The sequence below is a fragment of the Thalassospira sp. MIT121401 genome (genome assembly GCF_047125595.1).
GTDB classification, from domain to species: domain Bacteria; phylum Pseudomonadota; class Alphaproteobacteria; order Rhodospirillales; family Thalassospiraceae; genus Thalassospira; species Thalassospira povalilytica.
On record NZ_CP138926.1, the window covers coordinates 2452834 to 2479359 of the forward strand.

Annotated in this window: 26 protein-coding genes; 13 read left to right on the forward strand and 13 right to left on the reverse strand. The window is 55.1% G+C overall.

Going from position 1 to position 26526, the window contains the following annotated elements; genetic code table 11:
- Positions 1-41: 41 nt before the first annotated feature.
- Entirely contained in the window at positions 42-1274 is a 1233-nt protein-coding gene (locus SIB88_RS11240; protein ID WP_101246388.1) for a glycosyl transferase, read from the reverse strand.
- Entirely contained in the window at positions 1267-2109 is an 843-nt protein-coding gene (locus SIB88_RS11245) for an HAD-IIB family hydrolase (RefSeq protein WP_412558095.1), read from the reverse strand. Before SIB88_RS11245 ends, SIB88_RS11240 begins: the two co-directional genes overlap by 8 nt.
- Before the next feature lie 284 nt (positions 2110-2393).
- Here SIB88_RS11245 and SIB88_RS11250 point away from each other — a divergent pair, with 284 nt between their 5' ends.
- Complete coding sequence (locus SIB88_RS11250; RefSeq protein WP_101246387.1) at positions 2394-3431, forward strand: hypothetical protein; 1038 nt, start codon at positions 2394-2396, stop codon at positions 3429-3431.
- 204 nt (positions 3432-3635) lie between these two features.
- Entirely contained in the window at positions 3636-4802 is a 1167-nt protein-coding gene (pobA, locus tag SIB88_RS11255) for a 4-hydroxybenzoate 3-monooxygenase (RefSeq protein ID WP_068517339.1), read from the forward strand.
- 128 nt (positions 4803-4930) lie between these two features.
- Here pobA and SIB88_RS11260 read toward each other — a convergent pair whose 3' ends face one another.
- A complete protein-coding gene (locus SIB88_RS11260; protein ID WP_101246386.1) occupies positions 4931-6271 on the reverse strand; it encodes a thaumatin family protein in 1341 nt (446 codons plus the stop codon).
- A gap of 221 nt (positions 6272-6492) precedes the next feature.
- On the opposite strand from SIB88_RS11260, the gene SIB88_RS11265 reads away from it, so the two are divergent.
- Positions 6493-6786, forward strand: a complete 294-nt coding sequence (locus tag SIB88_RS11265) for a DUF883 family protein (protein ID WP_068517341.1) — start codon at positions 6493-6495, stop codon at positions 6784-6786.
- A complete protein-coding gene (locus SIB88_RS11270) occupies positions 6783-7274 on the forward strand; it encodes a hypothetical protein (protein WP_412558096.1) in 492 nt (163 codons plus the stop codon). Before SIB88_RS11265 ends, SIB88_RS11270 begins: the two co-directional genes overlap by 4 nt.
- 40 nt (positions 7275-7314) lie before the next feature.
- Here SIB88_RS11270 and hpt read toward each other — a convergent pair whose 3' ends face one another.
- Both hpt and SIB88_RS11280 read right to left on the reverse strand, forming a co-directional pair.
- On the reverse strand, positions 7315-7851 hold the full coding sequence (hpt, locus tag SIB88_RS11275; RefSeq protein ID WP_068517343.1) for a hypoxanthine phosphoribosyltransferase: 537 nt from the start codon (positions 7849-7851) through the stop codon (positions 7315-7317).
- 192 nt (positions 7852-8043) lie between these two features.
- Positions 8044-8997 (reverse strand): LysR family transcriptional regulator, encoded by a 954-nt coding sequence (locus SIB88_RS11280; RefSeq protein WP_068517344.1) that lies wholly within the window; start codon positions 8995-8997, stop codon positions 8044-8046.
- 136 nt (positions 8998-9133) lie between these two features.
- Between SIB88_RS11280 and SIB88_RS11285 the strand changes: the two genes are divergently transcribed.
- The 4 genes from SIB88_RS11285 to SIB88_RS11300 are packed head-to-tail and all read left to right on the forward strand — an operon-like array spanning position 9134 to position 13654.
- Complete coding sequence (locus tag SIB88_RS11285) at positions 9134-10105, forward strand: TAXI family TRAP transporter solute-binding subunit (protein WP_068517345.1); 972 nt, start codon at positions 9134-9136, stop codon at positions 10103-10105.
- 29 nt (positions 10106-10134) lie between these two features.
- Positions 10135-12003 (forward strand): TRAP transporter permease, encoded by a 1869-nt coding sequence (locus SIB88_RS11290; protein ID WP_412558097.1) that lies wholly within the window; start codon positions 10135-10137, stop codon positions 12001-12003.
- Positions 12000-13337, forward strand: a complete 1338-nt coding sequence (locus tag SIB88_RS11295; RefSeq protein ID WP_412558098.1) for an acyclic terpene utilization AtuA family protein — start codon at positions 12000-12002, stop codon at positions 13335-13337. Before SIB88_RS11290 ends, SIB88_RS11295 begins: the two co-directional genes overlap by 4 nt.
- Positions 13337-13654: a hypothetical protein gene (locus SIB88_RS11300; RefSeq protein ID WP_369813516.1), complete on the forward strand. Its 318-nt coding sequence runs from the start codon at positions 13337-13339 to the stop codon at positions 13652-13654. Before SIB88_RS11295 ends, SIB88_RS11300 begins: the two co-directional genes overlap by 1 nt.
- 142 nt (positions 13655-13796) lie before the next feature.
- Here SIB88_RS11300 and SIB88_RS11305 read toward each other — a convergent pair whose 3' ends face one another.
- Positions 13797-14561, reverse strand: a complete 765-nt coding sequence (locus SIB88_RS11305; RefSeq protein ID WP_258548260.1) for a glutathione S-transferase — start codon at positions 14559-14561, stop codon at positions 13797-13799.
- A 274-nt stretch (positions 14562-14835) separates the two neighbouring features.
- Between SIB88_RS11305 and SIB88_RS11310 the strand changes: the two genes are divergently transcribed.
- Positions 14836-15054: a DUF3126 family protein gene (locus SIB88_RS11310; RefSeq protein WP_068517348.1), complete on the forward strand. Its 219-nt coding sequence runs from the start codon at positions 14836-14838 to the stop codon at positions 15052-15054.
- 82 nt (positions 15055-15136) lie between these two features.
- Here the strand turns inward: SIB88_RS11310 and SIB88_RS11315 are convergent, their stop codons facing one another.
- From SIB88_RS11315 to SIB88_RS11325, 3 genes are read right to left on the reverse strand one after another with little or no spacing between them, the layout of a single operon-like run.
- Positions 15137-15919 (reverse strand): siderophore-interacting protein, encoded by a 783-nt coding sequence (locus SIB88_RS11315; RefSeq protein ID WP_228195645.1) that lies wholly within the window; start codon positions 15917-15919, stop codon positions 15137-15139.
- Positions 15920-15966: 47 nt separating this feature from the next.
- Positions 15967-16434 (reverse strand): MarR family winged helix-turn-helix transcriptional regulator, encoded by a 468-nt coding sequence (locus SIB88_RS11320; RefSeq protein WP_412558099.1) that lies wholly within the window; start codon positions 16432-16434, stop codon positions 15967-15969.
- Between the two features lie 16 nt (positions 16435-16450).
- Positions 16451-17842 (reverse strand): MFS transporter, encoded by a 1392-nt coding sequence (locus tag SIB88_RS11325; protein WP_412558100.1) that lies wholly within the window; start codon positions 17840-17842, stop codon positions 16451-16453.
- A gap of 285 nt (positions 17843-18127) precedes the next feature.
- On the opposite strand from SIB88_RS11325, the gene SIB88_RS11330 reads away from it, so the two are divergent.
- Positions 18128-18319, forward strand: coding sequence for a hypothetical protein (locus SIB88_RS11330; RefSeq protein WP_068517353.1), 192 nt, complete (start codon positions 18128-18130; stop codon positions 18317-18319).
- 144 nt (positions 18320-18463) lie between these two features.
- Here SIB88_RS11330 and SIB88_RS11335 read toward each other — a convergent pair whose 3' ends face one another.
- From SIB88_RS11335 to SIB88_RS11345, 3 genes are all read right to left on the reverse strand, one after another.
- Complete coding sequence (locus tag SIB88_RS11335; protein WP_412558101.1) at positions 18464-19126, reverse strand: hypothetical protein; 663 nt, start codon at positions 19124-19126, stop codon at positions 18464-18466.
- Between the two features lie 97 nt (positions 19127-19223).
- Positions 19224-20786, reverse strand: a complete 1563-nt coding sequence (locus SIB88_RS11340) for a hypothetical protein (RefSeq protein ID WP_412558102.1) — start codon at positions 20784-20786, stop codon at positions 19224-19226.
- A gap of 189 nt (positions 20787-20975) precedes the next feature.
- The gene (locus SIB88_RS11345) at positions 20976-22178 is read right to left on the reverse strand and encodes a TIGR03862 family flavoprotein (protein ID WP_412558103.1); all 1203 of its coding nucleotides are present in this window, start codon (positions 22176-22178) and stop codon (positions 20976-20978) included.
- A 432-nt stretch (positions 22179-22610) separates the two neighbouring features.
- Here SIB88_RS11345 and SIB88_RS11350 point away from each other — a divergent pair, with 432 nt between their 5' ends.
- The 3 genes from SIB88_RS11350 (at position 22611) to SIB88_RS11360 (ending at position 25380) form a co-directional block, all read left to right on the forward strand.
- Positions 22611-23687 (forward strand): ABC transporter substrate-binding protein, encoded by a 1077-nt coding sequence (locus SIB88_RS11350; protein ID WP_412558104.1) that lies wholly within the window; start codon positions 22611-22613, stop codon positions 23685-23687.
- 111 nt (positions 23688-23798) lie between these two features.
- Positions 23799-24572, forward strand: a complete 774-nt coding sequence (locus SIB88_RS11355) for an ABC transporter ATP-binding protein (RefSeq protein ID WP_101246376.1) — start codon at positions 23799-23801, stop codon at positions 24570-24572.
- A complete protein-coding gene (locus tag SIB88_RS11360; RefSeq protein WP_220153978.1) occupies positions 24562-25380 on the forward strand; it encodes an ABC transporter permease in 819 nt (272 codons plus the stop codon). Before SIB88_RS11355 ends, SIB88_RS11360 begins: the two co-directional genes overlap by 11 nt.
- A gap of 54 nt (positions 25381-25434) precedes the next feature.
- Here SIB88_RS11360 and SIB88_RS11365 read toward each other — a convergent pair whose 3' ends face one another.
- Positions 25435-26418 (reverse strand): helix-turn-helix domain-containing protein, encoded by a 984-nt coding sequence (locus SIB88_RS11365; protein WP_412558105.1) that lies wholly within the window; start codon positions 26416-26418, stop codon positions 25435-25437.
- Positions 26419-26526 lie beyond the last annotated feature (108 nt).

A 26526-nucleotide genomic window follows, 5' to 3' on the forward strand; every position in this document is an offset into this window, starting at 1 on the left:
GCAAGCGCGTTCGAAACAGCGTGCCGGATCAAGCCCCGCTCTTAACCCTTGCCGATTTCGGTGTCGTTCAGATCGTCTTCAACTGCACTTGAAAGATGTTCGAAAATGTCACCCATCGCACTTTCAACACGCTGCCAGCTTGGGATGAACGGGCTTTCAAGCGGGTTGTCGAGATAGTGCTGACCGGCACTGATGATGACTTCCGACAGGACCTCGACGCATTTTTCTTCTTCGTCGCGATTGATTTTAAGGCCGTTAAACAGGGCATCGGCACGGTATTGCTCAATCAGGTCGAGTGCCGCGCGATAATAGGTTGCCTTAAGGGTGCGGAATGTCTCGTGCGAGAAAATCGTCCCCTGTGTTGCCAGTTTGCGGAACAGGGATTTGGCGATGTCACCCGCCATGCGCGACAGGCCGTCATCTTTTTGCGCCGGGTCGAATTCGCGGTGCTTGTGGTCATAGATATCGGCGATATCGACCTGGGCCAGACGATGGACCGTGTGATTGCGATACATTTCCGAAAGCATGGAAATTTCAAGCCCCCAATCGGACGCAACCCGCAGGCCATAGGCAACATCGGTGCGGATCGCCATTTCACCGGACAGGGAATAGCGGAAACAATCGAGATAATTCAGGAAATCGGTCTTGCCGACCACCTGTTTCAACGCCCGGATCAGCGGGGTGACAAACAGGCGGCATACCCGGCCCTTGAGGGTGCCATTGGCAACACGGGCGTAATATCCCTTGGCAAAGGCGAAATTGAACGCCGGATTGGCGATCGGATACATCAGCTTGGCCGGAAGATCGGGGGTATAGGTCGCAATGTCGCAATCATGAATGCCGATCACGGAACTGCGCCCCGATGCCAGGGTGTAGCCCATGCAATACCAGACATTGCGGCCCTTGCCGGGTTCGTAACGGGCCAGACCAAATTCATCAAGCCGGTCATGAACACCGCGCAGGCGCGGCCCGTCATTCCACAAAATGCGCACATGCTGCGGCAGGTCTTTGAAAAATTCGCGCGCATGAAGATATTGCTGCGCATTGGCGCGGTCCAGACCAACGACGATCTGATCGATATAGGTCGCCTGTTTGAGCCCATCGACAATGGTTGTCATGGCCGGGGTTTCAAGTTCCGAATAAAGGCACGGCAAAATCAGGGTCTGGCGCCTTTGGCGGGCAAAGGCAGTCATTTCATAGGCGAGTTCTTCCGGGTTGCGGTCAAGAATGCGATGAAGGGTTGTGATCGGGCCACCCTGATGGAAATCAGCCATGAAGTACCTCGCTGTTTTTATTGGTATTGGTTAACTGGTCGAGAAGGTCGTTGATCGCAGCGTTCCAGCCCGCAGGACCGGGGGCGGGCGCGATCCGAAGATTGGCATGGTCAAGCAGCGGCGATGTCCGCGCGCCATGTTTGGTTGGAATCTGAATGGCAAAATCGGCCTCGGCCAGCATCGGGATGTCATTGGGGGAATCCCCAAGCGCGATGGTGGTGAACCGTTTGGGCGGGGAGGTTTCGCTTTTGCCGCTTTGCGACAGGGCAAGCCATTGCAGAATGCGTTTCATGGCTTCGCCCTTGGTCGAGGGGCCGCACAAGGTATGGAAACGGCCACCCTTGACCAGTTTCAGTGACCATTTTTCGGCAATGGCGCGCGCCGTGGTGACATCCTGCTTGCTGGCTTGCCAGATCAGCGGGTCGGAACAATGGCGCTGACCGGCGCGAATGGCATCGTCAAGCGGAAGACCGGTTTCCGATGCAATGATTTCCGGCGAGACGGTCCGAAAACTGCCAACAGGGACGGAAACTGCATCGCGGATCTGATTGCGCGCAGCATCGATTGTTTCGGATGACGGGCCAGCCTGTTCGATTTCGCCATTCAGGGAAATGACGCCGCCATTTTCGCCAATCAGCCCGTCAAACAGCATGGATTGCTGATTGATATGTTCAAGTTCGGCAAGTGTTTTCGAGGATACGGCGATCAGGGGGATGGCAAGCTGTTTCACGCGATCAAGTGCCGGACGTGCGGCGTCCCAGCCATAGGTGTCATGATCAAGCAATGTGCCGTCAAGGTCGGTAAAGATGGCGATGGCGCGGCTGTTTGGCATCATCCCGTTCTGTCGCGGTTTTTGACATGTGCAAGACCGTAAACTGGTCTCTTGGTCAGAAGCTTATCACAGTGATCGGGGCGGATCGACCTTTGGGAAGGTTAATTTTTGATCACAGCGATAATTTGATCAAAAAACATGCGATGGCGTCGGGTGCGCAATACCGGTTTGGGGGCGGACGCGCATTTTCCTCTTCAATATCACCAAATGATGCTATTGTTGGTATGGCATTGATCCATCAATGGTTTTTACAGCGCCTGTCACGGTCACATTTTCCGGAGATGCCTATGGGGTTATATCGGGAAGCGCATGTGCGATGGTTGCAAAGAACAGTTGTCATCGGGTTCATATGTGTTGCGGTCATCCTGGATGTCGCGGCAACCGCCCGTGCCGGATCGGTCATTATGCCGGCAAAAGGCCAGAATACCCACAACCAAGCCAACACCCACACCCAAACCAACACCAAAACTGACCCCCATGCCGGTGGCAATGTTGGCGATGATGCCAGAAGCCGGGCAGGGGACGTGATCCGTGTCGGTGATGCCCGGCAAACCGGTCCGGGCAAATTGAAACCCGGATATGAGGTCTGGGTGGCGGTGGGCGAATGGCCGCCGATGATCAGTGAAACACTTCCTGATTTCGGCAAACACGCCAAACGGTTCCAGACGATTTTCAATGCGATGGGATTTGACGTCCGGTTCATTTTCGTGCCCTGGCAACGGGCCTATGAGCAAACCCGCCAGGGCATCTATGTCGCGACATTTCCGTGGCTTCGGACAGTCGAGCGCAGGGATGCCTTTCATATTCCGCGCTATCCGATTGCCCAGGCCCATCAAAAGGGATTTTACAAAAAGTCCCGTTTCCCCGAGGGGATCGATATCAACGCGTTGCGTGATGTTGTCGGGCTTGGACTGCGTCCGGTCGGGATTGCCAGTTACTGGTATGAACAGGAATTCAGACGACTTGGCATCGAAGCCGACATTGTAAATAACCCGGAATCCGCCTGGCGGTTTCTGCATGCAGACCGGGCCGATATCCTGTTTGAAGAGGAAGCCGTGGGCTGGCACGACCTGACCGGGCTTTTGGGCGAACAGGTGGCCGCACGTTATGCCACCACCAACACCATTACAACCAATGACATGTTCATTCTGTTTTCGCGCAAACATCCGTTCGGCGCGGAACTGATGCAGGCCTATGAAACCTTCATGATGTCGGATGACGGACAGGAAATCTGCAAGGAATGGGCGTTGTGCAAATCCGATTTTGTCACAGCCCCCGGGACGGCCGATGGCGGGGATCAGGCGCCGTCGGGGCAATTGAACTGAACCAGACCAGGCGGTGATTTGGCCGCAAGAGCCAAAACCAGATCAAACCCGATCCATAACCAAATGTGGATACGTGTTCGATTTGTCCAATCATTATCCCGGTTTGTCCATTCTGTCCAACTGCGAACAGGCGTATTCTTTCCGCAATGGAATGGTTCTTATTCCAATAAAAACCAACAACCGTGATCTTGTGAGGAAGCCGTCATGCATGTCCCTGTCGTCATTATTGGTTCCGGCCCCGCCGGTTTGCTTCTTTCCCATCTGTTGCATGTGCAGGGAATTGATTCCGTCATTCTGGAACGCAAAAGCCGCGACTATGTCGAAGGCCGCATCCGTGCCGGTGTTCTTGAAATGGGGACAGTCGACCTGATGAAACGGGTCGGGGTTGATGCCCGCATGAACAAGGAAGGCATCATTCACGGCGGCATCTATATCAGTGTGAATGGCAAGCGCACCCATGTGAATATGGAAGAGCTTACCGGTGGATCAACGGTGATGATTTATGGCCAGACCGAAGTCACCAAGGATCTGATCGCAGCGCGTCTTGCCCATGGTGGCGAAATCGTGTTCGAAGCCGAAGATGTCAGCCTGCATGACATTGATGGTGATGCGCCGCGTGTTCGATATGTCAAAGACGGCAATGAAGTCGAACTGCGGTGCGACTATATTGCCGCATGTGACGGGTTCCACGGTGTCGGCCGGAAAACCCTTCCGGGTGTTCAGGAATTCGAGAAGGTCTATCCGTTTGGCTGGCTTGGTGTTCTGGCCCATGCAAAGCCGGTGGCCGATGAACTGATCTATGCCAAGCATGACCGTGGTTTTGCGCTGTGTTCGATGCGTTCGGAAACGGTTGTGCGCCATTATGTTCAGGTGCCCAGCACCGATAAAATCGAAGACTGGTCCGATGACCGTTTCTGGGCCGAATTGCGCACCCGCCTTGGCGAAGAAGATGCCGAGCTGGTCAATGAAGGCGAAGTGTTTGAAAAAAGCATCGCGCCGCTGCGCAGCTTTGTCGCCGAACCGATGCAGCATGGTCGCCTGTTCCTGGCGGGTGACGCCGCCCATATCGTGCCGCCGACCGGTGCCAAGGGGCTTAACCTTGCAGCCAGTGACGTGCACTATTTGTCCGAAGCCCTGATCGCGAAATACAAGAAAAACCGCGAAGACCTGCTTGCGACCTATTCCGATACCGCACTTGCACGCGTCTGGAAGGCAGAGCGGTTTTCCTGGTGGATGACATCGATGCTGCATACGTTCGGGGATCAGAACGAATTTGACGGCCGCATTCGTGATGCCGAATTGCAATATATCCTGTCATCCAAGGCAGGATTGACCAACCTGTCGGAAAATTACGTCGGTTTGCCTTACTGATTGACGTAACGGGGATACCCACCCCCGTCGAAGAGCACCCACTCTTCATTTCCGCCCAGAAATTTCCGACAGGAACATGGAACGGCCCGCAGCCCACGCGGGCCGTTCTTTTTTTGGGCAGTTGGTAATCAATCGTTCCCGGTGCCGAAAATAATCATGAAATCGGTCTGGGCCGGGCAGGCAAAATCACCAATCGCATCGTCATAGGCAAAGCGATAGACATGCGTTGAGACCGGCGGGGCCAGATTGGTGACATAGGTCGAATTGTTTGCGCCAATAACACCGGTCGCTTGGTCACAGGTTTTCGATGATTTGTATTTCCCGGCACAGCAAAACAGATCCTGATTGCTGTCATTATTGACTTTGGCGTAGCTGCACGGGCTCATGCAGCCTTGGTATTTGCCATTGCTGGTGACCGTCAGGTCCCATTTGACGGGCGCATCGCCCTTGTTATAGCCCTGTGGCAATTGCGAGCTGCTTTGACAGGTCTTTTCACTGTCATTGATCCGGGCAAGAAAGATATCCGGGCCATATTTGCCAGCCCCGAGAATATTGGAATTTTCCGGCGGCACGGTATAGGTGCAATAGGTCGGCTTTGCCGGATAGCCGGTAACCGAAATGTTGTATCCGTCGACCGCCGAAATATCAAAATTGGTCGAACCTTCCGGGGAAGGGGCGCCGTTTTTGATCGGGACGGCCTTGTGGGTGAATTCGATCTTGGTGGCATAGGGGGTTTCGCCTTTGCCATATCCGCCGGTTTCAACCCAGTCGTCACTTGCCGACTTTTTATAGGCCGTGACGGTAAAGCCATAGGATGTCAGACCGGCAAGCGGCGTTTGGGCAGGTGTCGTGCCATCCCCATCGACATAAAAGGTCGCACTTTCCCCCTTGGCAATTTCATAAAGATTGAGGTTGTTGGCGCAGTTGGAATTGTCGGGGTTGGCCGAAACCGTGCAATGTTCGCCGATGCGGATCTGGGCGTATTGGGTATCGTTCTTGAAGGTGATCTTGCGTTTGGCGTAATCGACAGTGGTCGGGTTTGTCGGGGCCTGATCAATCGCGGGCCAGGCAATTGCCCCCATCGCCAGCGTATAGACATTGGAATTTGCGACCGGCTTGTTGATCACAGCCCCCGGGCAGGTGGTTGTCGTGGCGATCTGGCCGTTTGTCAGGACCATGTTACAACCGTGCCAGGCCGCATTTGAATCCTGATAGTAAAGGATGAAGTTCGCATTCGTAGCACCCGGCGCATAGTCGCCAAGGAAGGCTTGCTGGGTTGTGGCGTACAGATAATCGACCTGTGTGTCATTCTGATAGACATAGACCGGAAAACTGATCGCAGATCCCGGCAATTGCCACATCAGATAGCTGGTTGTTGTTGCCGCCGCATGGGCGCAGACCGGAAGGGAAAATGTCAGCAAAGCTGCACATAAAGTACCTTTGAAGGAACGCAAGAAACTTCTGAACATTGTTTAAGGCTTTCAATTACATGAATGATGGATTGAGAAGCGGTCGCATTCAGGACGTTTTGCCATGGCAATTGTGATGGCAGCACGCACATCAGGGCAATCGATATCGACCGGGTCGACAGGATCCCGGTGCCACTAAAACATCACAATTGAAGATGGAACCAAAGCCGGGCGGGGGCGTTTAGGGGGTGTTGCTGTTTTCAAAACAACAGGAGAAAACCATGGCGACCAAGACCGAGACGACTGCAGATACCGCAAAGCTTCAGGCCGATGTTGATGCCCTGCGCAATGATCTGGCCGAAATCACCAAGACCCTTAAGGCAATGGGTGGTGATGCGGCACAGACCAGAACCCAGGCGGCTGCAGAACGCATTCGTGAAGTTTCCGGTCAGGCCCGTGAGCAGTTTGATCACGCACGCGGTGTGGCCGTGGATCAGGTTCGCGAGAACCCGCTGGCATCTGTTGCCGTGACCTTTGGCGTTGGCCTGCTTGTTGGCCGTCTGCTGCAGAAATGATTGATCAACTGACAGATAGTCTGGCTGATCTGGCAAGAGCCGCGGCACGCAAGTGCGCGGCTTTTGCCGCCATCGCGATTGTGATGCTGATCGGGGCCGGTTTTCTGCTTGCGGCCATCTATATGGCGCTTGCGGCATCGTTTGGTGCGATTGCTGCTGCCACTGCATTGGGCGGAACGTTGGTGACGCTGGGATTGATTGCACTTGCGATCATTCTGCAACGTGATCCGGGTGATGCGGTTGATCAGCCCGATGCCGATGCGCAGATGGCAGCCGGGCGCAAATCCGAAGACGACATGCTGTTTGATCTTTTGGTGCATTCCGCAGTAACCGGTTACGCCACCGGACAGGGTAACAAGCCGCGCATGCAGACCGGGTTCGAACAGATCGTCGGCGATCTTGAAGCACTGGGCGTTTTTGATCGTCCGCCGGGGCGTGTGGATACGGCGCCGTCAGATGAAAATCACAATACAAAAATGGCGGGATAGCATCAGCTTCCCGCCATTTTAATTTCGATCGGGTCCCGGCCTATTCGCCGTGGAAATGCACCGTGCCGATATAGGGCAGGTTGCGGTTATTCTGGGCATAATCGATGCCATAACCGACCACGAATTCGTCAGGAATATCAAAGCCGCAGAAATCAATCGGGATTTCGACTTCGCGGCGCGACGGTTTGTTCAGAAGCGTGCAGATTTCCAGACGGTTCGGATCGCGGGTTTTAAGCAACCGGACAACTTCCGACAGCGTATAGCCGGTATCAATGATGTCTTCGACCAGAAGCACATCCTTGCCACGGATCTGGCCATCCAGATCCTTGACGATGCGCACATTGCGCGAACTTTCCGTAGAGTCGCCATAAGATGATGCGACCATGAAGTCGACTTCGACCGGAACGGTCAGTTTGCGGGCCAGATCAGCGATGAAAACAAAAGAGCCCCGCAACAGTCCGACAACAATCAGTTTTTCCGTGTCTTTGAAGCTCTCGTTGATCTTGGCGGCAAGCGCGTCGATCTGGGTGGCAATTTCGTCCGCCGTGATCAGCGGCTTGACATCATAATCGGCCATAAATTCTGGTCCTGAAGCGTTGGGTTGTGATGTTTGGCTTGCTAGCACACGAAGGTCGCTATGACCAGCCTGTGAATGGTAACAGAAGTATAATCCCTTAGATTGCAAACAGATTATCGCGCCTTGGGCGAGGCAAATTGCGCCATTGCGCGGCAGAGGTGCGCCACGACGCAGGCAATGCAAAGCCACCCATCAAGATGTTGGCGAGACGAGGCTGTTTTCAATGGTTGAGTGCGGGATAAGTGATTTGAGATTGCGGCTGCGCACCAGGTTCAGGAAAGCCTGGGCGGCGGGTGGTAATGTGCGCCCTGATCGCCAGATCAAGCCGATCTGGCGCAATAGAACCGGGCTTTCAAGCGGCCGGAAAATAAGCGGTGAACGCCCCAGAACCGGCAAGGTCAGCGATGGCAGGGCGGTAATGCACAGACCTTGTGACACCAGCGCACCCGCGGTTGCCAGATGGGCAACTTCAAACCGCGGGCGAAACAGGAAACTGTTTTGGGTGCAGGCCGCGTCAATAACGGCGCGCACACTTGTTTCACGCGACATGGCGACCATCGGCTGTGACAGGATTTCTTCCCACTTATATGTGCGTTCTTCCTGAAGAAAACTTCCGGGTGCCCCGACGGCGATGAACTTGTCACTCAGCAGGCGTTGAAAAGACAGATTGTCGCTGTCTTCGACCACATCGGCGGTAAAGCCGATATCGGCACGGCCCATTTCAACTTCGCGCAGCACACCTTCCGAAAGCATGTCATTAAGCTGAACATCGACATTGGGATGGGCATCCATGAATTCGGCAATCAGCGGCGGCAACAGCCCGGCGGTCACCGATGGCAGTCCGGCAATCGTCAATTTGCCGCGCCGGGTATTGAGATAGGTATCAAATTCAGCCAGTGCGGAATCCGTGGTGTTCAAGATCCGTTCGGCGAGTCTGAGAAACATTTTGCCCTGATCGGTCAGCGCAACATTGCGCGTGTCACGGTCAAACAGGCGGGCCTGCGTGCGTTCTTCGATGCGGCTGATCTGGCGGCTTAATGTTGATCCGGAAATTCCAAGTCGTTGAGCTGCTTTGCGAAAACTGCCCGTTTCTGCCAAAAGACAGAATGATCGAATTTCGTCCGTATCAAGATTGATGCGTTTCATGCATCAATTATCTCACTATTTGATCTTCCTGCAATAAAAAAACTGAACCACACTTTCGGTCCGTCGAAAAAATCAACGTCAAAACAAATCGACGGAACGTCAAACATGCCGTTAAAGGCATAGGGAGGAATACATTATGAAATTCACGAAACTCGCCTTGGCGGGCGCGCTTGCCATTGGTCTTTCCGTACCTGCATTCGCACAGGACAAATTGCTGATCGGATCAACGTCGGCATCATCATCGCATTACGGTTATTTCGTTTCTGTCGCCAAGCTGATCAATGATGCCGATAACGGTATCGAAGCATCGGTTGTCGAAACCGGGGCGACCATGGATAACCTGCGCCGTATCGAGCGCAACCAGATCGACCTTGGTCTGGTGACCACCAACGTCGCCCAGCATGCCTATTCCGGCAGCAAGGGCTTTGACGGCAAGGCGATGGAAAATCTGGGTCTGCTTTGGGTTTATACCGGCGCCCCGCAGAACGTTATCGTGCGCGAAGATGCCGGCATCAACAGCCTGGCCGAATTGGCCGGACAGCGTTTCAACCCGGGTATCAAGGGATCGGCAACCGAAAGCACGACCGAGGCGGTGTTTGCCGCACTTGATCTGTCATCGGATTATGTACGCGGATCGACCACCGATGTTGTCGACATGATCAAGGACAACCGTGTGAGCGGCTATGTGAAATCCGGTGCGGGTCTTAAGCTCGATAGCTCTACCCTTGATATCGCGACCTTTACCCCGATCAAGGTGCTGAGCCTGACCGATGCGCAAAAACAGGCACTGATCGAAAAAATGCCTGACGTTTCGGTGGTGGATATCCCCGAAGGTGCGGCTGATGGCATTCCGGCCTATTCGACCTGGAGCTTTGGCGTCGGCGTCGGTGCATCGTCAAGCCTGTCTGAAGACGCGGCCTACAAGATCGTTGATGCCATCATGGCTGACAAAGAAGTGCAGGGCGCGGCAATGGCCAGTGTGAAGGGCGTCGATCTTGCCAAGCTGACGCTGCAATATGCCACCATTCCCCTGCATCCGGGTGCAGCGAAATGGTTCCGCGAACATGGATATGACATCCCCGCGAACCTTGACCCGGCCAAACAATAAGAAACCAGAATAACAGGGGGAAAACCGCCATGTCTGTGCGCATCCGCGACGGGTTTGCGTTGCTTGTTGGTATTTTTGTCTTTTACACCGCGGCGACGGGCCCGTTTGAAAGTCTTGTTCAAAGGGCGGTTTTCCTCGCACTTGTGACCTGTTTGGGGTTGTGTCTTTATCCGCTGGGCAAAGACACAAACTGGCGAAAGCTGGGATTGGTTGTTGATCTTGTACTTGCTGCGGTCACGGTTGGTGCCTGTGCCTATATTGTTGTGAACTACGACGAGATCATGACGACCCTGCCATGGGCGACCCGTCTTGATATGGCCCTGACCGTCGGGCTGGTTGTGACCGTTCTTGAAGTCGGTCGCCGTGCGGTCGGGGCAATTTTTCCTTCCCTTGTGATTGCCGGTCTTCTGTATGCGTTGCTGGGCAAATATATTCCCGGAAGTCTCGGGCATCGCGGGTTTGATGTCGAATTCGTTACCGAGACGATTTTCCTGGGTGATCTCGGGATCTGGGGCATGCTGACCGGGGTTGCCGCCACGGTGATTGCCGCCTTTGTTCTGTTCGGGGCCTTGTTGCTTCATACCGGTGGCGGGCAAAGCTTTATGGATCTGGCGATGCGTCTTGGCGGTCGACAAAAAGGCGGCGCTGCGAAAATCGCGATTATTTCGAGCGGCCTGTTTGGCATGATTTCCGGATCGGCGGTGGCCAATGTTGCGACGACCGGCAATTTCACCATCCCGATGATGCGTCGTCTGGGCTATCCGGCACCCCTTGCCGCCGCGGTCGAGGCCGTGGCCTCAACCGGCGGGCAGATTGCCCCGCCGATCATGGGGGCGGCGGCCTTTGTCATGGCCGAAATTCTTGGCATTGCCTATGTCGATGTCATGATCGCGGCAATCATTCCGGCCATCCTTTTTTATCTTTCGGTGTTTGTGACCGTTCATATCGTTGCCACCAGACGCAATCTGAGCCTGGTGCCCGAAGATGAACTTCCGGCATGGTCCGAAATTCTTGCCCTGCGCAAGGTCTTGCCGATCATTGCTGCCCTTGGTGGTCTTGCCATCGGGATATTCATGGGCCGATCGGTTGCGACATCGGCATTTTATGGCATGGCGGCGTTGCTGGTGGCCTTTGTCCTGACGTCGGCCGGCCAGATATCGGTTGCCGAGATGGCAAAGCGGGTTCTGGACGGGGTGATTGATGCCGGCAAGGGCATGGTGATTATCGGTGTCTTGCTGGCCGGTGCGCAAATCCTTGTTTCCATGATCAACATGACCGGGATTGGCGTGACGCTCAGTTCCATGATTGTCGCGATTGCCGGTGATTCAACGGTTCTGGTGGCGGTGATTGTTGGTCTGGTGTGCCTGATCATGGGCATGGGACTTCCGACCACGGCGGCCTATGTGCTGGTGGCGGCGGTTCTGGCCCCGGCGATGACAGCGGTCGGGATCGAACCGCTTACCGCACATCTGTTTGTCTTCTATTTCGCGACCATTTCGGTCATCACGCCACCGGTCTGTGTCGCGGTGTTTGTCGGGGCGGGGATCGCGCAGACCAACTGGCTTCCCGCTGCGTTCGAGGCGGTGCGTCTTGGCGCGCTGACCTATGTCGTGCCGTTCATGTTGCTGCTGTATCCCGGCATGACAGGCGGCGGTGGCGTCATGGCGGTGACCAACGCCATTTTGTCCGGGCTTGTTCTTGTTGTGGCGATCCCGGCCTTGCTGGGCGGGCAGCCGTTGCTGGGGCGGGTATGGCTTGATCGCGGGATGCTGGTGATTGTGATTGCCATTGCATTGTGGCCGGCCTTCCTGACGCCGGTGATTGCCGCGGGCCTGCTGGGCGGGTTGCTGTTTTGGGGGCGCGATGCCCGTCGTGCTGCGATGGAGGGTGGACAATGAAGACCATCCGTATCGGAACCGGTGCCGGTTTTTCCGGCGACCGCATCGAACCGGCCGTCGATCTGGCCGAGCATGGCGATATTGATTATCTGGTTTTTGAATGTCTGGCTGAACGGACCATCGCGCTGGCGCAACAGGCAAAAATGCACGATCCCGATGGCGGCTTTGATCCGTTGCTTGAACGGCGCATGCGTGCGGTTCTGCCGATCTGCCACAAAAAGGCGATCCGGGTGATTTCCAACATGGGGGCGGCAAACCCGGTGGCCGCGGCACGGCGCACGGTCGATATTGCGCGCGAACTCGGCCTTTCGGGTTTGAAGGTGGCGGCAGTTGTTGGCGATGATGTTCTTGATATCCTGTCACCCGACCAGTTTCGCATTGATGAGGCCGGTTGCACCCTGGCCGGTTTTGAAAAACAGGTGGTGTCGGCCAATGCCTATCTCGGGGCGGGGGGGATTGTTGATGCGCTGGCGGCGGGGGCAGATGTGGTTCTGACCGGTCGTGCAGCCGATCCGGCGATGTTTCTGGCGCCACAGATTTTTGAATTTGACTGGCAGATGGATGACTGGACCCGGCTTGGGCGCGGGACGCTTGTTGGTCATCTTCTGGAATGTGGGGGGCAAATCACCGGGGGCTATTTTGCCGATCCCGGGATCAAGGATGTGCCGGATCTGGCCCGGTTGGGCTTCCCGATTGCCGAGGTTGCCGAAGACGGCAATGCCGTCATTACCAAACTTGCCGATACGGGTGGTTTTGTCACGGCGGCAACCTGCAAGGAACAGCTTCTTTACGAAGTTCATGATCCGAAACGCTATATCCAGCCCGATGTGGTTGCCGATTTTTCCAAAGTCGAGATTACCGAAATCGGACCGGACCGGGTTGCGATTACCGGCGGTGACGGATCGGCGCGGACCGGCACGCTCAAGGTATCGATCGGCTATGTCGATTCCTGTGTCGGTGAAGGTCAGATTTCATATGCCGGTCCCGGTGCCGAAGCCCGCGGGCGTCTTGCCCTTGATATCCTGCATCAACGGCTTTTGCTTGCCGGGATTGCGCATGAAGAAGTCAGGGGGGAACTGATCGGGGTGAATTCGGTGTTTCAGGACGCCAAATCAGGGCCATCAGAACCGGCGGAAGTGCGCCTGCGCTTTGTGGTGCGGAGCCGTGACCTTGCCACTGCCGCACGGATCGGCGAGGAAGTCGAAAGCCTGTATCTTAACGGGCCGGCCGGTGGCGGTGGGGTGACCAAATCCAAACGGGAAATCGTTGCGATCGTATCGGGACTTCTGCCCGAAGACCAGGTGCGCACGCAGTTTGAAATGATGGAGGCCTGATGTTGCAGTTACGCGATATTGCGCATTCGCGCACCGGGGACAAGGGCAACATTTCCAATGTGTCGGTGATTGCCTATCACCCCGAAGACTGGCCGCTTCTGATCGATCAGGTCACGGCAGAACGGGTGCGCGCGCATTTTGGCACAATGATTTCGGGCAAGGTCATCCGCTATGAATTACCACAGATCGGGGCCCTTAATTTCGTGATGCATGATGCGCTTGGCGGCGGAGTGACAAGGTCACTGGCACTTGATCCGCATGGCAAATGTCTAAGCTCTTTGATCCTGTCGCTGCCGATCAACAAGGCCGGGGCATAGGGCATCAAACACCGCCGGGTCAAACCGGCAAGGAACCAAAAAAGGGTGGCGTGATTGCCACCCTTTGGTCATCGTTGATTTGTTTGCCTTTGCCCGGCGTTTTCCAGCGTTTTCCGGTGTTTTTCAGTCCGGGCGCGCTTGATCAGGCGGCCCTGAAAATGACAGGGCTGTCGCCTTCGTGCCATTGATCATATTTGGTCATGGCCCGTTCAAAAAAGGACGAGGCGAGAAAATCATCCAGCCAGCGCTGGACATGCACAAACGGCATGGCCTCAAACGCATCCGGGTCGGTATTGGCGAACTGGCGGATAAAGGGTGCAATCGCAAAATCGGCCAGGGCCGGGCGCGACCCGAACAGGTATTTGCCAACCGCAAGCCGCCCGTCCAGACGATTAAGGATCTTTTCCGCATCCCGGCGATGTTCGGCGGGATCGGCATCCTCGTAGCGGGTATGGTATTTGTAACGATCAAGATGATGCTTGAACGGCCCGTCATTTTGCGCAATCAGCGCCAGCATGTCTTCAAGCGTGCCGCTTTCGGGGCTTAGCCAATCAAGCGGATCGTTTTCAGCAAGCGCCCAGACCATGATTTCAAGGCTTTCATCAATCACCGACCCGTCGGGAAGGATCAGGACCGGCACCGTTGCCTTGGGCGATGCATCGATCATGCTTTGCGGCTTGTCGCGCAGAACCACTTCGCGCAGTTCAACATCAATTTCCGCTGCCAGAAGCGACATCCGTGCCCGCATCGCATAGGGGCAGCGCCGGAAACTGTAAAGGATCGGGCGTTCGGGCGATGCGGTGGTGCCATGGTCGGTATCGTTCCCGGTCGATGCGTCATCGCGTGGCGGGATCGACGGACCGTCAGCAGACGGCATAAGGTCGGTGGTGTGATCAATTTCGGGCATATAACCGGATTAAACGGTGCGGGGGTCGAATGCAATGTCATTTGCAATGTCGTCGGTAATATCATCGCAACGTCATCGCAATATCATTCGGGGAAAATCGATCAAATCGCGGTTTTTTGATGCTGCGGGCTTGATTTCCGGGGGCAGTTTGTGAAAGGACAGTGCACCAGTTTTACGCACAGAGACAGGAAATGGGGCAGACGCCAAGGCGTCTATGCGATATCCTGTGATCTGAGAGATTAAAGCCGATTGGAAAGAACAAGGGGCAAGTCCTATGACACCGACCGAAATCGCGCGCGTTACCGATTATCTGCGCCGCACCTTTGACAATAACCAGATCGCGATTGATGCGCCGAAGAAAAAAGGCCATCCGATCGAGATGCGTATTGGCGATGAGTTCGTCGGCGTCGTGCATCGTGACGAGGACGAAGGCGAAGTCAGCTATTCGCTTAATCTGGTCATTCTTGAAGAAGACCTGCCGCCGGCACCGTGATCGGTCCTGTTATTGCAGGAAAATAAAAACGCCCCGGGCTTTGTTTCCCGGGGCGTTTTTTTTGTCTGTCGGATCGCTGCGATCAGGCCGCTGTTTTGGCATCTTCGGATTTGATGACCTTGTGGTTGTCTTCATTCATGCCAAGTTTCCAATAGCTTGAAATATAAAGATCATCCTTGCCAAGGCCGCGTTCTTCGCGGAAGTAGCTGCGCAGTTCCTTCATTGCGGTGAATTCACATGCCGCCCAGACCGACGGGCGTCCATCGCCCCAGGGAAGCTTTTTCACCACATCGACAAGGGCGTTGCTGACTTCGCCCGGACGCGGATTGATCACCCATTCGATGGTAATGTTGTCGGGCTTGGCAAGGGGCTGAATATCGGCTTCCGAGCGTACTTCGATCACCGCATAGCCACGTGCATCGGCCCCCAGCGTTTCGAGATTGACCGAAACCGCGGGAAGGGCGGTCATATCCCCGACAATCAGGAACCAGTCGGCATCCGGATCGACCAGCTTTTTCGGGCCGGGGCCACCGACCGTGATCACATCGCCGGGTTTGCAATTCACCGCCCAGTTCGATGCCGGGCCACCATGGTCATTGTGATCTGACCCATCGCCATGCATGACGAAATCAAGATCGATCTCGCGGCCCTGATCGGTCATGCGGTCATGACGCACGGTATAGGTCCGGCGCAATACCCGGTCCTTGTCATCGCCATCAATCGGAAAGATCAGTTTGACATAGGCGCTTTCCTGATCTTCGGGAAAGCCTGCCATGCCGTCACCGCCAAGGGTAACGCGCAGCATATTGGGGGTGACTTGCTTTTTTGCGATCACGACAAGATCGCGCGGGGCAGGTCTGTTCATGAGAAACTCCTAAGTCCTTTGGTGCGTTTTGTTTTTTGCACCATGTCCTATCCGCAGGGATCAAGGTTATCAGCCATAAGATTGGCGATTTCGACAAAATCCCTGATTTGTTGGGGGGTAAGACCGCGTGTCATTCGGGTTCTGACATGTTGCTCGACCGTGCGGAATGCTTCCATGCGGGTCTCGCCTGCGGCTGTCAAATGCAGTGTCTGGCTGCGTCGATCGATCGGGTGCGGGCGGCGTTCAATCAGCCCGTCATTTTCAAGTTCTTTCAAAAGCCGCGTGATGCGGCCTTTGTCCTGACCGGATTTTTCGGCCATTTGCTGGGCGGTGATGCCCGGAATGCGGATGATCCATTTCATCACGCGTTTGTGCGAAATCGGCATCGGCATATCGGCATCGACCATCGCATTCATCAGGCTGCGTTTATAGGCGTGAACAAGCCGATGCAGGGTTTCACCCGGGACATGTGCCTTGTCCAATGCCTGGTCTTGTGCCTGATCCTGTTCGATCATGATCTTTCTCGCTTTATCACACATTCGCGGCAATCAGGCCGGTACGAAGGGCATGGCGACGCCCTTCGCAAATCAGCGCCGATGCCAGGGCCGCACCACTTGCCACCATCATGATGGTATCAAGCTCAAACCCGCCGCCGGTGCCAATCAGGATCGCGGCCAGTGCCGCACCCACCGATTGCCCGGTCAGGCGCGCGGTCGATAACATGCCACTGGCCCCGCCGGAACGATCGCGCGGTGCCGATGTCAGCATCAGGCGGTTATTGGGCGCCTGAAACAGCCCGAACCCGATCCCGCACAGGGCGAGCGCGCCGATAATCCCGGCATAGCTTCCGCCTTCCGGTACAAAGGTAATGGCATAAAGCCCGATCGCAAACACCATCATGCCAAGCCCGGTCAGACGGATCGGCGAATATTTATCGGCCAGCCGTCCGGCAACCGGGGCGGCAACCGCGGTGGCAAGCGGCCATGGCGTCATCAAAAGGCCGGTGACGGTCGCGCTATAACCCAGCACGTCATGGAAATAGAATGGCAGGGTAACGAACGCAATCATCTGCGCACAGAAACCGCAAATCGATGATCCGATGGAACAGGCAAAAACCGGCAGTTTCAACAGATCAAGCGGCAACATCGGCCGGTCCTTTGACAATTGACGCCGGACCAGAAACGCACCGGCAATGACCGCCACGCCAAATTGCGCGCCAATCAGGGCCGGGTCACTTTCGGTGCCGACATTGCCAAGGGCCGAAATCAACCCGCCAAAGGTCAGCACATTCAAAAACGCGCTGATGAAATCAAACCGGGTGCGGCTTGGCGCGTTAAAGGGCAGGGTGAAATAGCCGACAATGATCGCCAGGATCGAAATCGGCACATTGATCAAAAACAGCCAATGCCAGCTTGCAACCGCCAGAATCGCCGATGCGATGGTCGGGCCACCTGCGGCCGACACCGATACCGTCATGGCGATCCAGCCAATGGCACGGCCCAGCTTGGCCTGCGGGAAGATATGGCGCATGACCGCGCCATTAATGCTCATCAATGCGGCACCACCAAGCCCCTGCAACACGCGCGCAGCAGTCAGAAATTCGATATTCGGGGCCATGGCACACAGGAATGATGCAATCCCGAAAATCGCAATACCGCTCAGATAAACCTTGCGAAACCCGATGGCCTCGCCAAGGGCAGCCAACGGCAATAAGGATACTACAATCGCCAGCTGATAGGCGGTGACAACCCAGATGGCATGGGCGGGCGAAACGCCCTGATCCTGCGCAATGATCGGAAGGGCGACATTCATGATCGTGCCGTCAAGCACGGCCATCATGATGGTCAGCAACACCGCCATTGCGGCAAATCCGGCCCGCGGGCTTGGCAATCCGTCCGGGTAAATGGTGCTCGAAATCTTCATGGGGCGATTTCACTTTCAGTCTTCGTGGCAACGCAGACGGCTCGTCCCGATCGGACGACACAGCACTGCGCAATTCGGTGACACGCGAGGGGTGCGGGGCGGACACAGAAGCCGGGGAATGGGGGGCGAAAAGCTTCTGTATCCGTAATCTTAATTGGTTGACTATATCAACTACATGAAGATGGTTGATTGTGTCAACTATATTTTTGAGGCCTGCACTTCCGGGTAGTTTCGATCCGCGCCATTGGGGCGTAACATCAAGGAAATGAACAGGGAGGACAGAATATGAAAACCGCAATGATGCTCGCCATCACAGCAATGATTGCGCTTGGCGCACACCCCGCGCCAGTACAAGCCGGATCAGAACCGACAATCGTTGATCAACAGATCGAACATGGCGGCGGCTGCCGCAAAAGCTCCCCGCCCGGTCAGTGTTGCCACATGGATCGCAAGGCCGGGACGGTGCATTGTCACTAGGAATAGATACTGTCCTAAACTCCAACTTCATGATGTGGGTTGCATTGGACGGCCACATTAATGCGGATGAATGTCTATCAGTAGCTATTCTCCGACGACGGGCTTTTTCGATAGAATTTGCCCTGTATATGAGATGCCTAGGATCTAATACTGAGAACGACTGTACTCATTAATAACTGTGTCGCAGGCCTCTAACACCGATGTACGGACCTCTTCAATATACACTTTCATTTCAATGGTAGAGTTTTCGACATAGTCGCGGGAAAATAAGTGATTGCTAGTGGAGGTTGGGTAGGTGTCGCATTCAGAGGCTACGCCTTTAAATGGCAGTAATAACTCCAAGTTAGAGCTTTGCAACTGATTGCCCAATAATACAATTGTCCGACATGCGTGTACTAAGTCTATTTGTTCGGATTTCACCAGAATGCATAAGCGAATGATTTCAGATTTGATCGCAATCTCATCGACATTCGCTTTTAAGCACTTGTTCTCCAACCAAGTCAAAAACTCGGTACACAAGTCCTTATCTATTGGATTGTTGATTTCGGAATTCGCGAGAGCCTGAACAATTGTGTCAATCTGCTCTGAGTATGCAGCCTCATACTCCAAGTCTTCCCGATATTCGACCAGATTTGCCCAGTCTGCGATCTCTTGAGCCGAGATGTATCCTTTCATAAAGCGTACAAGTAACGTTTGAAGCATTACAGCCTCAAGAATGACTCTCGGGTCCTCATGTTTCCTATCAAAAGTAGCCAACTCTGTTGATAGCTGAGCGCTACGGCCTCGAAGCCAAAGCAAGTCTTGCAAGGCTGCTCTTCGTTTTGGGTGCACTTTGGGAGCTCCCGTTATTTCGAATTGACGCTCTCTGCCAAGCATAAAGAGACAGGTTTAAATTTGGGCAAGGTCATTGCTCCAAGCACTGCGGATGGCCGCAGGCGCGTTGGCAGTTTTGGACGACGCGCTCTTGATCGGTTTTGTTGCACGAGAACGTTTTTGCAAAATCGAGTGCTGCGACCCGGCAGGCCTCTGTGCGGTAAGGGATGGTGATATCGCTTGTTACGCCCGTATCCGGGCAGGTGATCGTGGTATCGAATTCGTTGAGCTTTTCACCCGCAACAGTGCTGGTGCCGGTTGAGGAGCCTGTGCTGCCGCTGTTGTTCGAGATGGGCTGGGACAGGTTGCTAAGCCGGGAGTTATAGGCGCTTTGCAGGTTTTGCATATTGCTGCCGCCGGTGTCACCGAGGACATCCATTGCGAATGCGCCGCCGATTTCGGCCATGGATGTGGCATCAATATCAGCGGAGCCGATGGCAACGGCTCCGGCCGTCAAGGCAATGATCTTGCCGAAGTCAAAGTCGCTGTCCGGACTATCGACCCTGTCACCCTGATCGTAGGCGATGACAGCTTCGGACTCACCGAAGACGCCATGCGTGGTGGTACGGAATGCGCCATGGCGCTTGCCCTTGACATAGGTGCCGACGTCAAAGCTGTGCATCATGTTGCCGGCATCGAGGTCGGTCGAGTAAACGACACCGTTCAGAGCGCCATTTTTCCATTCACCGATGCTTGTACCGTTCGCGGTGTTTGACCAGGCGCCCCAGCCATTCAGGCTGCCGCGATGATAAAAGCCGATCCAGACATTCCAGATGGAACCGTCGGCATAGTCGCGTTTAATCTGTTTTGCGCCAAAACCTTCGAGCTTGTGCTCCTTGTACTGACCTACTTGATGCACATGCAGAAGGTTGACATATCCCCAAATATTCATGGCAAAGCCGTCAAACTGACCGCGGTTATTGAAATCGCCATAGAGATGCGATTGATAGCCATTCGTTCGCGACAGTGTGGTGAGAAAACGGGCGTTGCGATTTTCGACCGGGATGCCGCCAATCTGGGTTGTGCGACTGCCGTCTTTGCGTTTCATGGTGAAGATGCCGTTGGTCATCATGCCATGGTCAAACTCGCCAACAAACATTGCGTCCGATTGTGCTGCCTGAAGTCTGCCAACGCCATGGGCCAGGCCATTTTCGCAACTGCCTTTGACAAACTGCCAATCAAAACGGGTTGGTTCATCGTCCCGATTGAAGAAATAGCCGTCCTTGTTGGTGACGTCACACCCGGTTTCCGATCCGATGACCGGATAAAGGCTTGTGACCGCGGTTTCGTAATCGACCCGGGTTAGCGCCATGTTTGCCATAAGGTCGTTGTGATCATAGAGATCCTTGAAGTTATCAAGGATCGCCTTGTTGCGCGGGTCAAACCGGGTCTGGTATTCCGGACCGATCATCCGGTCTGCCATAACGATCTTTTCGATCCGTCGTTCGAGGTCTTTGACATGGGCGGCTTCGATATATGGATTGGAGCCGTATAAAGCCATATTTTGTGTGAATTCAGTGCGTTCGTCTGTCACACATGCGCCAAGTGATCCGAGTGCCGTGACGATAAATGCCGCGCGCAAAAGTGAATGCATCAATGTGGTTTCCCCCAACCAATCTGCCCCAGAATGTTTGTGCCCAATCCGGTAGCGTTGTGAAAACCGACTTGTGCATCGCATTATGGTTGAAAAGGTAAAACCTAACCGAATGTATGGTCAATTGAATTTCGGGCTTTTTTAACTGTATCTACAGTTACATAGTGTGAGTTGCGCTAGAAACCGCAGCTATGACGACAGGCAGGCGCTCAGCAAATACCCGCCCGTCGGGGCTTCCCAATCAATCATCTCGCCGAGGCAATAGGTGCCCGGGCGTTTGATGAGTTGGAAATTGTCATCGAGTTCTTCCCATGCAACGCCGCCGGCGGTGCTGATGGCCTCGTCGATTGGGCGGGGCTTTTTGATTTTGAGGGGGAGGTTTTTGATCGCGGTGGCCAGTTTGGCCGGATCGTTTTGAATGTCGCGCAGGGTGACTTCGAAAATCAGGGCTGTTTTGGTGGCATCGAGGCCGAGTGTTTTGCGCAGGTGATTGCCAAGCGAGTTTTTGCCGCGTGGTTTGGCAAGGCGGGTGGTGACGTCATCAAGTGTTCTGTCGGGGCAGAGGTCGAGTGTGAGGGTGCCGACCCCGGTTTCAAGCCATTGATCGCGAAGCGTGGCGGATATGGCGTAAACAGCACTACCTTCGATCCCGGTTTTGGAAATCACGAACTCGCCGCGCATGGTCTGGGTGCCGCAGGTCAGCGTCACGGCCTTGACCGGTGATCCGGCACATTTGTCGATCAGATGATCCGTCCAGTCGATGTCAAAGCCGCAATTGGCCGGTTTGAACGGATTGCATTTGATCCCGGCATTCATCAGGATTTCCATCCATTTGCCGTCCGATCCCAACCGTTTCCAGCTTCCGCCGCCAAGGGCGAGGATGGTGATATCGGCCTCTGCCGTCACGTCGCCATTGGGCGTTTTGAAAACGGCCTGACCGGCATCGTTCCAGCCGGTCCAGTAATGGCGGTAATGGATCACACAGCCCAACCCATCAAGGCGTCGCAACCAAGCACGCAAAAGCGGGCTTGCCTTCATGGCGGTTGGAAAGACCCGGCCAGACGAGCCGACAAAGGTTTCAACACCAAGCCCCGCGCACCAGTCGCGGATTTGGGTGGGGCCGAATTTGCGCAAATGCGGCTCAAGGCGGGCGCGTGACGCGCCATAGCGGGTCAGGAAGGTTTCCAGATCCTCGCCATGGGTGATGTTAAGCCCCGATTTCCCCGCCATCAGGAATTTGCGCCCGGCACTTGGCATGCCTTCATAGATCGTGACCGCATAGCCATCCCCCGCAAACCGTTCTGCCGCCATCAGGCCAGCCGGACCGGCACCGATCACCATGGCGGTTTTGCCATTCGGGGCTGGTTTTACGGGGGGGCTGGCTGTGGTCATGATCGGCCTTGTGATGCGATGCGGGTCTGTTGGGCGGTTTTAGCTTCTTTGGCGGGGATTGGCAATTTGTGCTGATGATCCTGTGGTGCCTGGGGTAAGAGGCCCGCGCCGTCGTACGGGTGACAAAGGGCGAGGCATAAGCCGACAGGTCACGCCCGCACTGGCGGGTATCCACCGGGGCGGGCGCAAAGCGCAAGGGTAGGGGAGATTGGCAAGTGTCGAGCATTCTCAACCGGATATGGGGACGGGGTCGCAGGGATTTCTCGCCTGTATCAGGTGATGATGAAATATCATTTCATGAATGGCGGGCTCTTGGGTGAATTCGACCCTTTTTGTCGCGGTTTGCGCCAAACATTGGCAATTTGTCGGCATTTCGGATAACAAAAAATCAGAAGAGGCAAACAAACCAAAAGACGACCAACAGGAGGAAACATGCGTTCTTACGATCTGGTGAAAGGGATCGGCGCGATTACCCGTCGTTCCATGCTGGCAACCGCACTTGGCGCCATTGCATTTGGCGCGGTGTCATTCGGGCAAGGGGCTGCGCAGGCGGCCGAGAAAATCAACATTGCGGCACTGACCTTTGTTTCAAGCTCGCCGTTGTTTATCGCCAAGGAAAAGGGCTATTTCGCGGACGAGGGGCTTGATGCGGAAATCACGTTCTTCCGCGCTGCACAGCCGGTTGCCGTTGCGATTGCATCGGGCGATGCCGATTTTGGCGTTACGGCCTTCACCGGCGGGTTCTTTAACCTGGCAGGCAAAGGCGCGCTTAAGGTAATCGGCGCACAGCTTCATGAAGATCCGGGCTATGACGGATCGGCGATCCTTGCATCCAATGCCGCCTATGAAGCCGGTTTGACGTCGGTTGACAAACTGGGCGGGCACAGCTTTGCGCTGTCGCAGGTTGGATCAAGTTTCCATTACATGATCGGCAATGTTGCGGAAAAGGCCGGCGTTGATATCGACAGTATGGAGCTGAAGCCGCTTCAGTCCGTTCCGAACATGATCGGTGCGCTTAAAAGCGGGCAGGTCGACAGCATGATCATCGTACCGCACATCGCCAAGCCGCTGGCAAATGCCGGTGCGGCGCATATCATCGGCTGGGTAAAGGATTATGTGCCTTATCAGGTTGGTGGTCTTTTCACGTCGACCAAGAATGTCGAAGAACGCCGCGACGTGGTCGAGAAATTCGTGCGCGCCTATCAGAAAGGTGTGGCTGATTACCGTGCGGGCCTTCTGGCGACCGATGCGGATGGCAAGCTGATTGAAAGCGATACCACGAACGAGATCCTCGAAATCGTTCACAAATATGTCTATGCCGATGACCCGGCCGAGAAGGCCTATCCGAAAATCCGCAATGGCGCGATGTACATCACCGAGGAAGGCAAGCTTGATGTCGAAGACGTCAAGGCACAGGTCAAATGGTATCAGGAGCGCGGCTATGTTTCCGAAAGTGCCGATCCAGATACCTTCATCGATACCAGCTTCATCGCGCCGCTTGGCCAGTAAGCGGATGTGATTTCAAACCGGGCCGGAACTGTTGCGTTCGGCCCGGTTGTCTTTGGGATGCCTGTTTTCCCGAATTGCCACCACGAATGTTAATTATCCAAAGAGTTGGCCATGCGGCTTACCATCAAAAATGTCAGCCATCGTTATGATCAGGTCGAAGCATTGCGCGACATTGATCTGACGATTGAACCGGGCGAGGTCGTTGCCCTGATCGGGCCTTCGGGCTGCGGGAAATCAACGCTTTTGTCGATCATTGGCGGGATGCTCAAACCCAGTTCCGGTGACGTCCTGATTGATGATCAGGCCAAACCCGACGGGTGCCTTAACCCCCTGACATATGTGTTTCAGGATTTTGCATTGCTGCCCTGGCGCACGGTTGCGGGCAATATCAGTCTGGTGCTTGAAGATCATCCATTGTCCAAAGCCGAACGGGATGCCCGGATCGAAGAAGTTCTGGCGCAAACCAATCTGTCGGATTTCCGCGATGCCTATCCCAAACAGCTGTCTGGCGGCATGAAGCAACGTGTCGGCATTGCCCGTGCCCTTGCGGTGCGCCCGGCGGTGCTGTTGATGGATGAACCGTTATCGGCCCTTGATGCGCAGACCCGCATTCTGTTGCTTGATGAATTTTCCGATCTGTTTGCGCGCACCGGCATGACCGCGGTTTATGTCACCCACAATCTGAACGAGGCGGTGCGTCTGGCCCATCGGGTGGTGGCGCTGCGCCGTCGTCCGGGCACGATCAAGGAAATCCACAGCATCGATATCCCGATCAGTGATCGCACTGAGGGCATGGCCGAACTTGTTGCCCATGAACAGGCGCTTTGGAACCTGATCCGGGATGAGGCGGTTGCCGCGGACAAGGAGCTTGAAAATGTCGCGTGAGGTCGCAAACAGCACTTCTGATGGCGCGGATAACAAGGTCCGTTTTCGCGCTACCGGCTTTAATCCCAAGGCCAACCCGGTTGCCGCATGGGCAAGCTTTGTGGTGGTGATTGCTCTTTGGCAATTGGGATCAAGCACCGGGTTTATTTCCGAACTGGCAATGCCAAGCCCGGTCGCGGTGGCCCAGGCACTTTGGCAATTGATTGTGTCGGGTGATCTTTGGCGCCATCTGGCGGCATCGCTTCAGCGCCTTGTTGGCGGCTGGGTGATGGGGACGGTTGCGGGCCTGATCGTCGGTTTTCTGGTCGGCATGTTTACCTGGGCGCGTTCGCCCGGTGTGGCATTGGTGTCCGCCCTGTTCCCGATCCCGAAAATCGCGCTTTTGCCGCTGTTTATCATCTGGTTTGGCATTGGCGAGCCGTCAAAATTTGCCACCATTGCCTTTGGCGTGTTTTTCCCGACTGTGATCAACACCTTTGGCGGGGTCGATAACGTCCAGCGTAACCTGATCCGCATGGGGCAAAGCTTTGACATGCCGATGTGGTCGGTGATCCGCAAGATCATCCTGCCCGGCGCATTACCAACCATCCTGTCGGGTTTTCGTATTTCATCCTCGATCGCGATTATCCTTCTGATCGCAGCCGAGATGATCGGGGCACAATACGGGATTGGTGCACTTATTCTTGCGGCAGGCAACCTGTATCAAACCGATCAGCTGATTGCCGGTGTGGTGGTTTTGTCGCTGCTGGGATTGTGCGTATCCTGGTTGCTGGGGCGGCTGGATCGCTGGTTGCTTGGCTGGCGCTAGGTTCTTCACAAGACACAGAAAAGCCGGGCAATTGTGACGATTGTCCGGCTTTTTTTATCTGTGATCGGCCCGGAACCTGGCCGGTGGCATGCCGGCCTTTTTGGCAAAGAAACGGGAAAAATATCCGGCATCGCGAAAGCCGAGTTCGCCGGCAATCTGCTGAACCGCGATGTCGGTATAGATCAGGGTGCGCTTGGCCTCCAGCATCAGGCGGTTTTGCAAGACCTCGCTTGCGGTCATGCCATAGATATCCTTGGCAATGCGATTGAGCTGGGTGGTGGTGACGCCGATTTCGCGGGCATAGAATTCAAGCGGTTTGTGATGTTTGTAAAACCGTTCGACCAGCATCTGGAATCTGCGAAATTTCGCGGTTTTCTGTTCCTGACGCGACAGATGGGCCGGATCGCCTTGTGGCGCGATCCGCCCGACATCAAGCAACAGCAATCCCAGAATATGACGAAGCGCAAACAGACGCCCGGTATTGTGGCTGTAATATTCGCGCGCCAACTGTGAAATCAGGAAATCAACCGGCCCGGATGGCTGGTTCTGATCGGGGTCAAGATTGGTATCAACACAGATCGCCTGATCAAGCCGGGCGAGCAATTTGGGGGCCGGGGCCAGAATTTCCTGAAGATGATGATCGGTCAGGGAAATGACCCAGCCATCAATATCATCACTGAATTTGAAACCATGCACCGTGCCCGGCGGGACAGTAATCAACTGCCCGGTCTGCATGGTCAGGTTCTGGTCATCAAAGCTGATTTCGGCTGTGCCCCGGGTGATATAAAGCAGCTGAAACAGGTTGGTGTGACGGTGCGGCTTGATGTGCAAATCATGCAGACGCGATCGTTCCGGGATGCTTTCAAGATGAAAGAATTCCGGTTCGGTGATCGGTTGCTGTTCACTGGTTTCCGCGCCATCGGGAAAATCATCGGCGAAACCATCGGACACATCCCGGTCAAACGCGTCGATTGGCGATTGTGCGCGATGGGCGTCGCGTTCGCCATACAGTTTGTAAATCGGGATGCTGTTGCGCATGGGGATCCTGATGGGGTTCCTGATGGAGTTCCAGACGATGGTGATCGGGCTTGGATGAAGTCTATCCGGTTTCAGACAGGACCAAAAGGGACCAAAACACCCAAAAGA

Coding starts and splice junctions, on each gene's coding strand:
- SIB88_RS11240 (WP_101246388.1), bottom strand. CDS start 1,274: ATGGCTGATTTCCATCAGGGTGGCCCGATCACAACCCTTCATCGCATT.
- SIB88_RS11245 (WP_412558095.1), bottom strand. CDS start 2,109: ATGATGCCAAACAGCCGCGCCATCGCCATCTTTACCGACCTTGACGGC.
- SIB88_RS11250 (WP_101246387.1), top strand. CDS start 2,394: ATGGGGTTATATCGGGAAGCGCATGTGCGATGGTTGCAAAGAACAGTT.
- pobA (WP_068517339.1), top strand. CDS start 3,636: ATGCATGTCCCTGTCGTCATTATTGGTTCCGGCCCCGCCGGTTTGCTT.
- SIB88_RS11260 (WP_101246386.1), bottom strand. CDS start 6,271: ATGTTCAGAAGTTTCTTGCGTTCCTTCAAAGGTACTTTATGTGCAGCT.
- SIB88_RS11265 (WP_068517341.1), top strand. CDS start 6,493: ATGGCGACCAAGACCGAGACGACTGCAGATACCGCAAAGCTTCAGGCC.
- SIB88_RS11270 (WP_412558096.1), top strand. CDS start 6,783: ATGATTGATCAACTGACAGATAGTCTGGCTGATCTGGCAAGAGCCGCG.
- hpt (WP_068517343.1), bottom strand. CDS start 7,851: ATGGCCGATTATGATGTCAAGCCGCTGATCACGGCGGACGAAATTGCC.
- SIB88_RS11280 (WP_068517344.1), bottom strand. CDS start 8,997: ATGAAACGCATCAATCTTGATACGGACGAAATTCGATCATTCTGTCTT.
- SIB88_RS11285 (WP_068517345.1), top strand. CDS start 9,134: ATGAAATTCACGAAACTCGCCTTGGCGGGCGCGCTTGCCATTGGTCTT.
- SIB88_RS11290 (WP_412558097.1), top strand. CDS start 10,135: ATGTCTGTGCGCATCCGCGACGGGTTTGCGTTGCTTGTTGGTATTTTT.
- SIB88_RS11295 (WP_412558098.1), top strand. CDS start 12,000: ATGAAGACCATCCGTATCGGAACCGGTGCCGGTTTTTCCGGCGACCGC.
- SIB88_RS11300 (WP_369813516.1), top strand. CDS start 13,337: ATGTTGCAGTTACGCGATATTGCGCATTCGCGCACCGGGGACAAGGGC.
- SIB88_RS11305 (WP_258548260.1), bottom strand. CDS start 14,561: ATGCCCGAAATTGATCACACCACCGACCTTATGCCGTCTGCTGACGGT.
- SIB88_RS11310 (WP_068517348.1), top strand. CDS start 14,836: ATGACACCGACCGAAATCGCGCGCGTTACCGATTATCTGCGCCGCACC.
- SIB88_RS11315 (WP_228195645.1), bottom strand. CDS start 15,919: ATGAACAGACCTGCCCCGCGCGATCTTGTCGTGATCGCAAAAAAGCAA.
- SIB88_RS11320 (WP_412558099.1), bottom strand. CDS start 16,434: ATGATCGAACAGGATCAGGCACAAGACCAGGCATTGGACAAGGCACAT.
- SIB88_RS11325 (WP_412558100.1), bottom strand. CDS start 17,842: ATGAAGATTTCGAGCACCATTTACCCGGACGGATTGCCAAGCCCGCGG.
- SIB88_RS11330 (WP_068517353.1), top strand. CDS start 18,128: ATGAAAACCGCAATGATGCTCGCCATCACAGCAATGATTGCGCTTGGC.
- SIB88_RS11340 (WP_412558102.1), bottom strand. CDS start 20,786: ATGCATTCACTTTTGCGCGCGGCATTTATCGTCACGGCACTCGGATCA.
- SIB88_RS11345 (WP_412558103.1), bottom strand. CDS start 22,178: ATGACCACAGCCAGCCCCCCCGTAAAACCAGCCCCGAATGGCAAAACC.
- SIB88_RS11350 (WP_412558104.1), top strand. CDS start 22,611: ATGCGTTCTTACGATCTGGTGAAAGGGATCGGCGCGATTACCCGTCGT.
- SIB88_RS11355 (WP_101246376.1), top strand. CDS start 23,799: ATGCGGCTTACCATCAAAAATGTCAGCCATCGTTATGATCAGGTCGAA.
- SIB88_RS11360 (WP_220153978.1), top strand. CDS start 24,562: ATGTCGCGTGAGGTCGCAAACAGCACTTCTGATGGCGCGGATAACAAG.
- SIB88_RS11365 (WP_412558105.1), bottom strand. CDS start 26,418: ATGCGCAACAGCATCCCGATTTACAAACTGTATGGCGAACGCGACGCC.